A 13,554-nucleotide genomic window follows, 5' to 3' on the forward strand; every position below is an offset into this window, starting at 1 on the left:
AACCGCTTCACACTTTTGCGCGACATGCTTCAGCCAGCCGTCTTGTCGAAAGCGGGATCGACGGGCACCTGCAACGCGGTCGCAAGCTGGTTGGTGCGGGCGGCAAGCGAGATCACGCGCAGGAGATCGGCGTGCTCGGCATCGCTCATGCCCTTGGCTTTTGCCGCCGCCGTATGGGAATGGGCGCAGTAACCGCAGCCATTGGTGACGGAAACGGCGATGTAGAGCATCTCCTTGACCAGCGGGTCGAGCGCAGACGGCGTTGCCATCACCGCCTTCACATCGCGCCAGGTCTGCTCCAGCAGCTCCGGGTCGAAGGCGAGCCACAGCCACATATTGTTGATGAAATCGGACTTGCGGGTGGCGCGGATGTCGTCGAACACGGCCTTGACGCGCGGATCGGCTTCCGGATTTGGGGGCGGGGTTACGGTGCTCATGGGGCTCCTTCGCTGTTGTCGTTGGTGGCGGCATGCGGGCTGGCCGGTCGCTTGATGCGACGACGATAGCCGACGTTGCAGCGATTGCCAGCGTTGCGTTTGAGGAGCCGTCGCCGATGCGTTCAATTGGGGATTTCGGTGCAGGGTTGATTGTTCGAGCCAAGGGGCCCGATGTAAACAGCACGCCCTTGCTCGAGCCCTGACAGGCGTTGCCGTTTTGCGTGACGATGAAGACCCGGCGGCCGCAAAAGCCCGAAAACAACCTTGCTCTCGTAAAACGTGTTCCAGCCAAAAGCTGGTTGTGCTCCATAGGTCGGTGACCTAGAAGTAGCTTCGGACGCTCGAAGCGGCGTTCAGGCAGGAGCCCGACCATGATCAAGATGAGCGTCTACTATCCGGCCGATGGCGGCACGAAGTTCGACCACGACTACTACCGCACCACGCACATGCCCTTGCTCCAGGACCGGCTCGGCGATGCCTGCCTGCGCTACGAGATCGACAAGGGCCTTGCGGGGCGCGAGCCTGGAAGCGCGCCACAGTTCGTCGCGGCGTGCCACGTCTACGCGCCGAGCCTCGAGACATTCCAGGAGGCGTTAGGTCCGCACCGCGCCGAGATCTCCGCCGATGTCGCCAACTATACGGACATCGCGCCCATCGTGCAGATCAGTGAAGTCGTTGGCGGGTAGGGTGCTTCGGCGCGTCAGGCGTCGCCGTTGACCTTCCGCGATCGGCGTAGCGTTGGCGCACCATGATCCATGGTGACGCAGCCAGTGCGGAACTGGTCGACGATCGGGAACATGTGTTGCCGTCGAAGCGTAAACGACCTTGCTCTCGTCAGGCTCGCTTCAGCCAAAACCTGGTTGTGCTCTATAGGTCGGGGAGCTAGGCCAGCGCGAAGACGCGGGCCGGGCCGCCGGTGCCGCCGCGGTGCTTCGGTGCGCCGAGGATGAGGGTTGCGCCCTTGACCGGCAGCTTGTCGAGATTGGCTGCTGCCTCCAGCCCCCAGCGACCCTCCGGCAGCCAGGCGTAATGGGTGGCGAAATCGGGCGAGGGGCCGTGGTCGAGCGAGAGCGTATCGACGGCAATGCCGGCCGCCTTGCTCTCTTCGAGGAGATATTTGGCCGCCTCGACGTGAAAGCCGGGGAAATGCAGCTTGCCGGCGCCATCGGCATTGCGGAACGTGTCCGTGCCCATATGCGCGCTCCAGCCTGACAGCATGGCGACGCAGGCGTTTTCGGGGATTTCGCCATTGGCTGAGACCCAGGCCTTGAGATCGTCGGGCGTCACCTGCGCATCGGCATCGGCCTCAGCTTTCTTTCTGATATCGACGATCACGAGCGGCACCACCAGCTTGTCGACGGGCAGTTCGGCGACGGAGAGACCGTCGGCTGAGAAGTGCAGCGGCGCATCGACATGGGTGCCGGTGTGCTCGTTCACCCGCAGCTCGAACATGTTGAACTTGTCTTTGGCGTAGTTGAATTTCTCCTCGCGGAAGAACTGCTGCTGGCCGAAGAAGGTCGGGAAATCCTCGTGCAATTCATGGGTCAGGTCGGTGACGCTTGAATGCCCCTGCGCGAGCGCCGGCGGTGCCGCGCCCACGCTTGCGGCGGCAAGGCCCGCGGTCCCGACCGCGGCTGCTTTGAAGAAGCTGCGGCGCGAGAGCATGCGCTCTTTCACCGTTTCCATGACACAGGCATCGCACATCGACTTCTCTCCCCCAAGAGGCCTGAAGACAGGCGCAAAGCCGGCCGAAAGACGCTGCCGGCGGTTGCAGGATAGCGCAGTGTCGGCGGCTGTAAATGGTAATTGTCTAGTGAATTTCTGGACAAAGCTGCGATGCGTCGAACGAAGCGTCGGTGCGTCATCATCCCGCCAACAAATTCGCTTTTATTACAATTGCGTAATGATGGTATTCTGTCATTGCCCCGACACGTGCGAACAGGGATACTCCGGGCAATCGGAACGAACCGCCGGCCGCGCCGCGCTGGGGCGTGTTTTTTGCTTAATTCGGAGACTTGAATGCGGGTTTGGAAACAGCTTGCGGTGAGCGCCGCTGTGCTTCTCGTGGGCGCAGGCGTCTGGGTGCGGTTTGTGCCCGGCGCCGGTGAAACGCTGGCGGCGATCGGTGTTTCGCACCCGCTGATCGATGCCTTGTCCAAGCCAGGTGCTGAAGGCGGCGCGGGCGGCGAACGCGGCAATGGACGCGGGCAGGGCGGCAACAATGCCATCCTCGTCATGGTCCGGCCTTCGGGCACGTCTGTTGTCAACGACCGGCTGAACGCGATCGGCAACGGCGAGGCGATCCATTCCGTCACCGTGACGCCGACGGCGACCGGCAACCTCACCGAAATCCTCGTGCGCTCCGGTGAAAAGGTGGCGCAAGGCCAGGTGATTGCCAGGCTCGATAGCGACGACCAGAAGATCGCCGCCGATCAGGCGCGGCTGACACGCGACAGCGCCCGCGAAAAGGTCGAGCGCTACCGCAACCTCAGCACGGCGCGGGCGGTGTCGGCGGTGGATGTGCGCGATGCCGAGATCGCCATGCAGACCGCCGAACTGGCGCTGAAGACCGCCGAACTCGACCTCAAGCGCCGCGATATCGTGGCGCCGTCGAAGGGCGTCGTCGGCATCATCACCGTCAATGTCGGCGACTATGTCACGACCACGACGCCGATTGCGGTCGTCGACGACCGCTCGGAAATCCTCGTCGATTTCTGGGTGCCGGAGCGCTTCGCCAACAAGATCAGCGTCGACCAGCCGGTCACGGCCTTCGCCATCGCCCAGCCGGGCAACCAGCTCGACGGAGCGATCCATGCGATCGACAACCGCCTCGACCAGGCGAGCCGGACGCTGCGCGTGCGCGCACGGCTTGAAAACCCCGACGACAAGCTGAGGGCAGGCATGTCCTTCTCGGTCACCGTCGCCTTCGACGGCGACACCTATCCGACGGTCGATCCGCTGGCGATCCAGTGGAGCTCGGAAGGCTCCTATATCTGGCGCGTCTCGGGCGACAAGAGCGAGAAGGTGCCGGTCAAGATCATTCAGCGCAACCCGGACAAGGTGCTGGTGGACGCAGCGCTTAAGGAAGGCGACGAGGTCGTCACCGAAGGCGTGCAGCGCCTGCGCGACGGCGGCGCCGTGCGCATTGCCGGCCGCGAGAATAAGCAGGAACCGCAGAAGGTTGCGGAGGAAACCAAGTGAGCGGCGGCGACAGTCAGTCGAGCGGCCATGGTGGTGGTCACGGGGGCGGTGGCGACAAGATGTCAGCCCGCGAGCGTGGCAAGACCGGCTTTACCGCACTCTTCATCCGCCGGCCGATCTTCGCGCTGGTGGTCAACACGCTGATCGTCGTTGCCGGGCTTGCGGCCTGGAACGGCATCGAAATCCGCGAACTGCCTCAGGTCGACCAGCCGGTGATCTCGGTAACGACGACGCTCGATGGTGCAGCACCCGAGACGATGGACCGCGAGGTCACCTCGGTGGTCGAGGGTGCCGTGTCGCGCGTGCAGGGCATCCGCGACATTTCCTCGACCTCGTCCTTCGGTCGCAGCCGGGTGACGCTGCAGTTTTCCGACACGACCGATATCGGCCAGGCTTCCAACGACATTCGCGATGCGCTCGGCCGGGTGCGCAACCAGTTGCCCGACAATGTCGACGAGCCGAGTATCGTGAAGGCCGACGCCGACAGCCAGCCGATCATGCGCCTGGCTCTCACCTCCGACACCATGTCGATGGAAGACATGACGCTGCTCGTCGAAAACGAGATCAGCGACCGGCTCGCTGCCGTCGAGGGTGTGGCCGACGTCGCAGTCTATGGCGACCAGGAGAAGATCTTCCGCATCGACCTCGACCAGGCCAAGCTCGCCGGGCGCGGGGTGACGGTCGCCAACCTCAGGACGGCGCTGGCCAACGCCTCTTATGACGTTCCGGCCGGCAAGCTGACCAGCGCCAGCCAGGACATTTCCGTGCGCGCCACGGCCGACCTGCAGACGCCGGAGCAGTTCGAAAACCTGATCCTCGTCAACAATGTGCGCCTGCGCGACGTCGCCACCGTCACGCTCGGTCCCGACACCGGCACGACGGCGCTGCGCTCCAACGGCCGTCAGGGCATCGGGCTTGGCATCGTGCGCCAGGCGCAGTCCAATACGGTCGATATTTCCGAGGGCGTGCGCAAGGTCGTCGACACGATCCAGACGCAAATCCTGCCCGAGGGCACGCAGCTCAGGATCACCAGCGACGATGCCGTCTTCATCAACGGCGCCATCCATGAGGTGGAGATCGCGCTGATCGTCGCGGTCTTCATCGTGACCTTGGTCATCTACATGTTCCTGCTCGACTGGCGGGCGACGCTGATCCCGACGATCTCGATGCCGATCGCGCTGATCGGCACGGTGGCGGCGATCTACATGGCGGGCTTTTCGATCAATATCCTGACGCTGCTGGCGATCGTGCTGGCGACGGGTCTCGTGGTCGACGACGCGATCGTGGTGCTTGAGAACATCGTGCGACGGCGCGCCGAGGGCTTGGGCCCACGGGCCGCCGCCGTGCACGGCACGCTCGAAGTGTTCTTCGCGGTGCTGGCGACGACCGCGACGCTTGCCGCCGTCTTCGTGCCGCTCTCGTTCCTTCCGGGCCAGACCGGCGGTCTCTTCCGAGAGTTCGGCTTCGTGCTTGCCTTCGCGATCCTGCTCTCCTCCTTCGTGTCGCTGACGCTCTGCCCGATGCTCGCCTCGCGCATGCTGACGAAGGATACCCACACGGTGCCGGGGCCGATGGCGCGGTTCGGGGCGCGGGCGGCCGGCTTTTATCGCGTGACGCTGCGCGCCTGCCTCAACGCGCCGCTGATCGTCTTCGTCATCGCGGGCTTCTTCACCGCGATGGGCGCTGTCGGCTTCCTGACTCTGAAATCGGAGCTGACGCCGACCGAAGACCGCTCGCAGATCATGATGCGCATCAACGCGCCGCAGGGTGTTTCGCTCGAATATGCCCAGGCCCAGATGCGCCGCATCGAGGACGGCCTGCAGCCGCTGGTCAAATCCGGCGAGATCGACAATATCTTCTCGATCTCCGGGCAGGGCGGTTCGGTCAACAGCGGCTTCATGGTGCTGACGCTCGCTCCCTGGGACAAGCGTGACCGAACGCAACAGGATATTGTCGCTGATATCAACAAGGTGACCGGGCGGATCCCCTCGGTTCGCGTCTTTGCCATGCAGCCTAACAGTCTCGGCATTCGCGGCGCCGGCAGCGGCCTGCAGGTGGCGCTGGTCGGCAACGACTACAACAAGCTCGGCGATGCGGCGGCAAAGCTGGTGCGCCAGATGGAAGACACCGGGCGCTTCGAAAACGTCCGCCTCAACTATGAAGCCAACCAGGCGCAGCTGTCGATCACCATCGACCGCGAGCGTGCGTCCGACATGGGCGTCGATATCGGCGGCCTCGCCTGGGCGCTGCAGGCCATGCTCGACGGCAACAGCGTCGTCGATGTCTATGTCGACGGCGAATCCTATCCGGTGAAGCTTCTGTCCTCGACCAACCCGGTCAACGACCCGACCGACCTGCAGAACATCTTCCTGAAGGCCGGCGACGGAAAGATCGTGCCGATGTCGACGATCGCCAGTGTGGAGGAGATGGCGGTGGCGCCGCAGCTCTCACGGGAATCGCAGCTTCGCGCCGTGTCGCTTTCGGCCGGCCTCAAGTCTGACCTGGCGCTCGGCGAAGCGCTGACCATGGTCGAGCAGATGGCCGAGCCGCTGCTGCCGCCGGGCTCGCGCATCATGCCGCTTGCCGAAGCCGCAACGCTTAACGAAAATGCCAACGGCCTGTTCGTCACCTTCGGCTTTGCGCTCGTCATCATCTTCCTGGTGCTGGCGGCCCAGTTCGAAAGCTTCGTCAGCGGCCTGATCATCATGTCGACGGTGCCGTTGGGGCTTGCCTGCGCGGTCTTCGCGATGATCATGACCGGTAACACGCTGAACATCTACAGCCAGATCGGCCTCGTGATGCTCGTCGGCATCATGGCGAAGAACGGCATCCTGATCGTCGAGTTCGCCAACCAGCTGCGCGATCGCGGCGAGGACGTGCGTTCGGCGATCGAGAATGCCGCCAATATCCGTCTGCGGCCTGTGATGATGACGATGATCGCCACCATCGTCGGCGCCGTCCCGCTGGTGCTGGCAAGCGGTGCGGGCGCCGAGGCGCGTATCGCGCTTGGCTGGGTGCTCGTCGGCGGCCTTGGCCTGGCGGTGATCGTCACGCTTTACCTGACGCCAGTCGCCTATCTCGTCATTGCCCGCTTTACCAAGCCGCATGCGGACGAGGAGCGCAAGCTGCACGAGGAGATGGACGCAGCGGCGGCCATGGAAGTGCGCTAACTGAAACGGCCGTCAGCGGGCGGCTTACAATTCGAGCCAGGCGGCAACGAGAAAGATCGCTGCCGCCAGGCCGCCAAGCGCGCTGCGCCCGGCGTGGAGCCTGCCCCAATATTTGAGCAGCTCGCGACTGTCGTTGCCGGCGTCTTCGGGCCGGACTGCCTCCAGCTGGCGGTTGACCGGCAGGACGAAGAGCAGCGTATAGGGCCAGTTGAGGATGATGATCGCGGCGCCCAGTCCCCAGAGAACATGGCCGGTCTGCCCCCAGGCGCCGGCGCCGAGCAGGCCCGAGATGAGCGCGAGCGTCGCCTGCATCTCGAAGCCGCGGCGATAGGACGGCAGCCACTGCACGAGTGCGGCGCGATCGTCGAGATGCAGCCGTGCCGGCTGTTCGGCCCAGGTGATGTAGATGGCGGCGCCAAAGAAAACCGACGCGGTGAGCAAAGCGGTGAGACCCAACATTTGCCTCTCCTTCCTTCACGCCGATATCATAGCGCAAGGCCGGGCAAACGGCAGGTGTTTTCCACTGTTTCGCTCTCATACGTAGCAGTACCAGAGTTCGGTCGGTCTGAGGCGTTCCTTTTGCCAGTGGCAAATCTGGTGCGACGCGGCTTGCCCGCCTGCAAGGCCCTCTGTCTACCGGCTCGCCCGCCCTATGTGCCGTCACGCCGCACGATCAGCGCCGTCGCGCAGAGCACGACCTCCACCTCTTCTTCGAGTTCGAGGCAGATTTGGCGGTATTCGTCAGCGAGATCCGGGCGGCCGCCGCCCAACACGAGTGCGTCCCGCATGTTGACCGCAAGTTCGTAACTGCAGAACAGCTCAATCATGCAATCTGACGATGCCGACGCGATGCTGCCCCTCAAGTGCGGCAACCGCATCATCAGTCGCTTTCTGCCGATCTCTCCAAGCACGTCACACGTCCTTCCGCTCGGCCTTTATACGCAAGGACTTCCCGAACGGATCACCGCGCGGCGTGGTGTGGATATGACATTTCGGCAAACGGGGACACATCGTGTCGGCTTTTCAGCGTTGGTGTTTTCCACGCTGTCATACAGTCTTGTGACACTCCGGTCTCACGTCAGGCGTTTTCCTGCGCTACTGTGAGCGGGAAGTGGGCGAGCGTCTGGACAAAGTGATTCCGATTTGCACAGTAGCGCCTTGAAATGACTGCGCTTCCCGAACATCAAAAAGGCAGCGCGGCGAATGCAAAAGGAAGGGCGTTTTCCGTGGCATTGAAGGCGATCAGGGCTGGCGCGCGAAACGGGGCGGGGATTGCGGCGGCAAAGGCGGAGCTTTCCGCCCGCTTCGGCGACCGGTTCCAGACGGGCGAGGCGATCCGCGCCCAGCACGCCCACACCACCACCTATATTCCGGCGCAGCTTCCCGATGGCGTGGCGTTTGCCGAAAGCGCCGGCGACGTGCGCGAGATCGTCCAGATCGCCACCCGTCACAAGGTGCCGCTGATCCCGTTCGGCACCGGCTCCTCGCTCGAGGGTCATATCAACGCGCCCCATGGCGGCATCTCGGTCGATCTCTCGCGCATGAACAAGGTGCTCGAGGTCAATGCCGAGGATCTCGACTGCTGCGTCGAGCCGGGCATCACCCGCGAGGAGCTCAACACCTACCTGCGCGACACCGGCCTGTTCTTCCCGATCGATCCCGGCGCCAACGCCTCGATCGGCGGCATGGCCTCGACGCGGGCGTCCGGCACCAATGCGGTGCGCTACGGCACCATGAAGGACAATGTGCTGGCGCTGACGGTGGTGACCGCTGACGGACGTGAAGTCCGCACGGCGCACCGGGCGCGCAAGTCCTCGGCCGGCTACGACCTGACGCGGCTCTTCGTCGGAGCCGAAGGCACGCTCGGCATCATCACCTCGATCACGCTTCGGCTGCAGGGCATTCCGGAGGTGATTTCCGGCGGCGTCTGCCCGTTTCCGACGATCGAAGACGCCTGCAATGCGGTGATCCTGACCATCCAGTCGGGCATTCCGGTGGCGCGCATCGAGCTGCTCGATGCGCTGCAGATGAAGGCCTGCAACGGCTATTCCGGCCTTTCCTACCAGGAGACGCCGACGCTGTTCGTCGAATTCCACGGCAGCCCCGAGAGTGTCGAACTGCAGGCGCGCCAGTTTGGCGAGATCGCCTCGGAGTTCGGCGCCAGCGACTTCCTCTGGACCACCAATCCGGAGGAGCGGGCGCGGCTCTGGAAGGCCAGGCACAATGCCTACTGGGCGCAAAAGAGCCTGATCCCGGGTGCTGCAATCCTGTCGACCGATGTTTGCGTGCCGATCTCGCGGCTGGCGGAATGCGTGGCGGCAACGCAGGAAGACAGCGCCGCCCACGGGCTGACCGCGCCGATCGTCGGTCATGCCGGCGACGGCAACTTCCATGTCGGCCTGCTGTTCGACGACAAGGACCCAGCCGATGTGGCGCGGGCCGAGGCCTTCGTCGAACGCCTGAATGCTCGCGCCTTGGCGATGGACGGGACCTGTACCGGCGAGCATGGCATCGGCCAGGGCAAGATGCCGTTCCTCGAGGCGGAACTTGGCGATGCGCTCGACCTCATGCGGCAGGTCAAGCGCTCGCTCGATCCGGACAACATCTTCAATCCCGGCAAGATTTTCGCCTGAGGCGGAGAAGGAATGCGACCGTCGGGCGTAGCGCTTTTTTGGGGCGATGCGCCGGGGCGAAAGTGTGATACTGCATAGTTCCGATGTCGGCATGGACGCCCGGCGATTTATGCGGCAAATCAAGATGCTACAGTGCTGGACACGGCGCTGTCGGCGGGCGCCAGGTCCTGGCGCTCCAATCGATGCGCGGCGCGCCATGCGCCGCTGAACTGATATGGGAATATACGCACGGTGCTTTCGCGAATTCTGCTTGCCGTCGGTGGACTTGTGGTCGTTGCGCTCTTTGCGGCGCTGATCGCTCCGTGGTTCATTGACTGGACGGATTTCCGCAAGGAGTTCGAGCGCGAGGCAAGCCGCATCATGGGCAAGCCCGTCGTCGTGCATGGAAGCGTCGATGCGCGGCTGATCCCGTTTCCGACCGTGACGCTCAACGACGTGCGCGTCGGCGCCGCCGAGGATGGCGACCCGCTGATCCAGGTGGCGCAGTTCTCGATGAGCGCCGAGCTTGCGCCGTTCCTGAGCGGCGAAGCGCTGATCTTCGACATGAAGCTTGACCGCCCGAAAGCCAAGGTGCGCCTGCTGCCCGACGGCACGCTCGACTGGGCGAGGGGCCGGCGGGCCTCGATCCCGGCCAAGACCGTCGTGCTTGAAAATGTCGAGATCACCAACGGCCAGATCGAATTCGTCGACGAGCAGACCGGCCGCACCCGCCGCGTGAGCGGACTTGCCGCAGACATTTCGGCCCGCACGCTCGCCGGGCCCTGGAAGGTCGAGGGGCGCGCCGCGCTCGATGGCGAAGCCGGCAGTTTTTCCTTGACCAGCAACGAGGTGGACGAGGCGGGTACGCTCAGCCTGAAGGCGCGCGTGACACCCGACAAGCGCCCCTTCGGCGTCGAGACCGACGGCTCGCTGCGCATCGTCGATTTCAGGCCTGTCTATAGCGGCCGTTTCACGCTGACGGAGAACCGGCCGCAGGGCGAGACGAAGAACGCGGACGGGCGGGCGCCGCTGCGCATCAACGGCAACTTCCAGCTGACCAACGAGAGCATCCGCGTCCCCGAATACCGCTTCGAAATCGGCCCGTCGGACGATCCCTATGTGGTCACCGGCGAGGCGACGCTCGATACCGGCAAGGACCAGAAATTCCTGCTGATCGCCGACGGCCAGCAGATCGACGTCAGCCGCATCGGCCCGAGCCGCAACAACAAGACCGGCCGCGATCCGGCAATCTCGATGCGCCAGCGGCTCGAAGCCATGCTGGCGATCGCCGCCGACATTCCCATCCCGCAGGTGCCCGGCCGCGCCAGCCTGAAACTGCCTGCGATCGTCGTTGGCGATACGACCGTGCGCGACGTGCGCATCGACGTACAGCCCGATGGCGCCGGCTGGGTGATCGACAATGTCGTGGCGCTGCTGCCGGGGCGCACGCAACTCGAAGCCAAGGGGCGGCTGAACCTCAAGGGACAGCGCAGTTTCCGCGGTGACCTCTTGCTTGCCTCCAACCAGCCTTCCGGCCTCGCCAACTGGCTGGCGGGTTCCGTCGACCCGGCGATCCGCAAGCTCAGGACCGCCGGCTTTTCGGCCAAGGTGAACCTGACCGATACCTTGCAGCAGTTCGAGAACCTCGAAGTGGCGGCCGACGAGGCGAGCCTCAAGGGTCGGCTCGAGCGGCAGTCCTTCGCCGACCAGCAACCGAACCTTTCGCTGCAGCTGAAGGGCAACCGCATCGACTTCGAAGCGCTGCAGGCGCTGACCGGGCTGGTGGCGGGCGACGCTTCCACCGACACCTTGCTGCAGCACGCGATTGCCGCCGATCTTTCGGCCGACGAGTTTTCCGCCTTCGGAGAGGAGGCGCAGGACGTGCAGGCGGTGCTGACGCTGAAGAACGGCCAGCTCCAGGCCGAGCGCGTGGCGATCGGCTCGCTTGCCGGCGCGCAGCTCGCCTTTTCCGGGCGGGCCAGCGGCGACCTCGACAAGCCCGTCGTCTCGGCCAAGATGAAGCTTGCGGCCAAGAACCTGACGCCGTTCCTGGAAATGATCGGCCGCCACGCGGTCAATCATCCGGCGCTGAGGCAGCTGATCAAGGCCGGCCCCTATTACAGCGACACGGCCTTCGACGTGACGCTGACGGCCGGCAACAAGGAAGGCAATGCGCCCGCGACCTTCGGCATCTTCGGAACCGCCAACGGCACGAAGATCGCCGCCAGCTACCAGGCGCCCGACATGGCGCAGGCGCTGACCGGCAAGGCGATGCTTTTGGAAGCGACGCTCGAAAATCCCGAGACGCGGCTGCTGCTCGGCCAGACGGGTTTCGATCCCTTGCCCTTCGATGCGGATGCTAACGGCATTCTCTCCGTCAAACTGCAAAGCACCGACGGACCGACGGCGAACGGCACGGTGACCTTTACCACCGAGAAGACCTCGCTCGCCGCCAAGGGCAGCGTCGATCTTTCCCGCGATCATTTCCTCGAGGGTCAGGCGAAGGTGACGCTGCAGACCCAGGACCTGGAGCCCTATCTTCTGCTCCAGGGCGTGGCCGTGCCGCAGATGGGCAGCGGCCTGCCGCTCACCGTCTCCGCGGATATCGCGACGACGCCCGAAACGATCGCGCTCACCACCGTCGAGGGCAAGGCCGACCATAACGGCTTTACCGGCAATCTGACGATCGACCGCAAGACGCCCGGGGCGGCCAGCGGACAGCTGACGCTCGACACGCTCGATCTTGCCTGGCTCGGCGAGGGCGTCCTCGGCCCGATCGAGGATACGAACGGGGCCTTTTCGAAGGGCGCTCTGGCGCAGCCTGCCTGGACCGGGCTCAACGTGGCGCTGGACGTGCAGGCGCAGAAATTCTGGCCGGGCGTCTATGGCGCGGTCACGAGCTTTGCCGGCAAGATGGCATGGAAGGGCGACGAGGTCGCGCTGACCGATGCGGCCGGCGACTGGCTGGGCGGCAAGCTCGCCGGACGCGTGCAGATCGGCAATGCCAACGGCTCGGGTTTCCTGCGCTCACGCCTGGACGTCAAGGGCGGCGACCTTGCGCAGGCGGGCTGGGCCCATGCGGGCACGCCGGTCGCGACCGGGACCTTCGATCTTTCCGTAGCGCTTGAGGCTTCGGGTGCGACGCCCGAGGCAATGGCGCATTCGGCAAGCGGCTCGGGTACGGCAACCTTCAACGGCATGACGCTTGCCGGCATCAACAGCGGGGCGCTGCCGCAGCTGATCGCAGCCGCCGATGCGCTGAAGACGCAGATCTCGGCGGACGCAATCAAGGGTGCCGCGGAGGCGACCATCTTCTCTGGCCAGTCGCTGGTCGGCGTCGTCAAGGCGCCCTTCAGCATCGCCGGCGGGGTGCTGCGGGCGCAGAACGTGACGGCCGGCGACGGCAACGCGGCGATGACCGGCGAGGCCTCGCTGGACCTTGCGGCGGGCCGTATCGACGCCGGTATCGACCTGACCTTCCGGCCCGGCGACGAGGCGCTTGCGGGTGCTGAGCCGCGCGTGCGCATCGGCTATGCCGGCCTGATGGAAGATCCGGGCGTCGATCTCAACGTTGCCGATCTTGCGAACTTCCTGTCGCTGCGCGCCTTCGAGCGCGAGCGCCGGCGGGTCGAGATCCTGCAGGCAAACGTGCTGGAGAAACAGCGCCTTCGCCGCGAACTCGCGCTTTACAAGGCGCGGGCGGAGGCAAGGGAACTGGAGCGCAAACGCGCCGTTGCCGAGGAACGCCGGCGGGCTGCCGGCGCTGCGGAGGCCGCCCGCCTCAAGGCGGAAGCAGATGCGCGCGCAGAGGCCGAACGGAAGGCCGAAGCGGAGCGGCAGGCGGAAGCTGCACGCCGGGCGGCAGAGGCAGCGCGCAGCGCCGTCCAGGGCCAGCCGCAGACGGGGCCGAACCCCCAGACCCAACCGGACGGAGCCACCGGCACCCCTCCCGGACAGAAGCTCAACTTCGACGTCCTGCCCGACGTCACGGTGCAGTAGCAGGCGATTGCGCCGGAGCACGACGGTCCCGGCCTTTCGGGGCCGGAGATGCGTTGCCGTTTGCGCAGGCGGCCGTAATCCCATCCTTGGCTGGCGGCCCCTGAAGCCCGTCGCGATCCTAGCCTCGCTCTCTGC

At 65.0% G+C, this 13,554-nt stretch carries 9 protein-coding genes; 5 read left to right on the top strand and 4 right to left on the bottom strand.

What is annotated here, in order from left to right; genetic code table 11:
• Window positions 1–29 precede the first annotated feature (29 nt).
• Window positions 30–437 carry a carboxymuconolactone decarboxylase family protein gene (locus OKW20_RS18640; protein WP_429174081.1) on the bottom strand — a complete coding sequence of 136 codons (408 nt, stop codon included), beginning with the start codon at window positions 435–437 and terminating at the stop codon, window positions 30–32.
• A gap of 371 nt (window positions 438–808) precedes the next feature.
• Here OKW20_RS18640 and OKW20_RS18645 point away from each other — a divergent pair, with 371 nt between their 5' ends.
• Complete coding sequence (locus OKW20_RS18645; protein WP_043621455.1) at window positions 809–1,123, top strand: EthD family reductase; 315 nt, start codon at window positions 809–811, stop codon at window positions 1,121–1,123.
• Window positions 1,124–1,319: 196 nt separating this feature from the next.
• Here OKW20_RS18645 and OKW20_RS18650 read toward each other — a convergent pair whose 3' ends face one another.
• On the bottom strand, window positions 1,320–2,141 hold the full coding sequence (locus tag OKW20_RS18650; RefSeq protein WP_429174082.1) for a cyclase family protein: 822 nt from the start codon (window positions 2,139–2,141) through the stop codon (window positions 1,320–1,322).
• A 315-nt stretch (window positions 2,142–2,456) separates the two neighbouring features.
• On the opposite strand from OKW20_RS18650, the gene OKW20_RS18655 reads away from it, so the two are divergent.
• Together OKW20_RS18655 and OKW20_RS18660 are read left to right on the top strand one after the other, a co-directional pair.
• A complete protein-coding gene (locus OKW20_RS18655; RefSeq protein WP_402319030.1) occupies window positions 2,457–3,638 on the top strand; it encodes an efflux RND transporter periplasmic adaptor subunit in 1,182 nt (393 codons plus the stop codon).
• A gap of 59 nt (window positions 3,639–3,697) precedes the next feature.
• Window positions 3,698–6,808, top strand: a complete 3,111-nt coding sequence (locus tag OKW20_RS18660; protein ID WP_429174548.1) for an efflux RND transporter permease subunit — start codon at window positions 3,698–3,700, stop codon at window positions 6,806–6,808.
• A 24-nt stretch (window positions 6,809–6,832) separates the two neighbouring features.
• Here the strand turns inward: OKW20_RS18660 and OKW20_RS18665 are convergent, their stop codons facing one another.
• Both OKW20_RS18665 and OKW20_RS18670 read right to left on the bottom strand, forming a co-directional pair.
• Window positions 6,833–7,267: a DUF1772 domain-containing protein gene (locus OKW20_RS18665; RefSeq protein WP_429174083.1), complete on the bottom strand. Its 435-nt coding sequence runs from the start codon at window positions 7,265–7,267 to the stop codon at window positions 6,833–6,835.
• 191 nt (window positions 7,268–7,458) lie between these two features.
• A complete protein-coding gene (locus OKW20_RS18670; RefSeq protein WP_429113304.1) occupies window positions 7,459–7,719 on the bottom strand; it encodes a hypothetical protein in 261 nt (86 codons plus the stop codon).
• Window positions 7,720–8,034: 315 nt separating this feature from the next.
• Here OKW20_RS18670 and OKW20_RS18675 point away from each other — a divergent pair, with 315 nt between their 5' ends.
• Together OKW20_RS18675 and OKW20_RS18680 are read left to right on the top strand one after the other, a co-directional pair.
• Window positions 8,035–9,441: an FAD-binding oxidoreductase gene (locus OKW20_RS18675; protein WP_429174084.1), complete on the top strand. Its 1,407-nt coding sequence runs from the start codon at window positions 8,035–8,037 to the stop codon at window positions 9,439–9,441.
• 231 nt (window positions 9,442–9,672) lie between these two features.
• Window positions 9,673–13,419 (top strand): AsmA-like C-terminal region-containing protein, encoded by a 3,747-nt coding sequence (locus tag OKW20_RS18680; protein WP_429174087.1) that lies wholly within the window; start codon window positions 9,673–9,675, stop codon window positions 13,417–13,419.
• The last annotated feature ends 135 nt before the right edge of the window (window positions 13,420–13,554 follow it).

Source organism: Ensifer sp. LBL (assembly GCF_050435225.1).
Lineage (GTDB): Bacteria > Pseudomonadota > Alphaproteobacteria > Rhizobiales > Rhizobiaceae > Ensifer.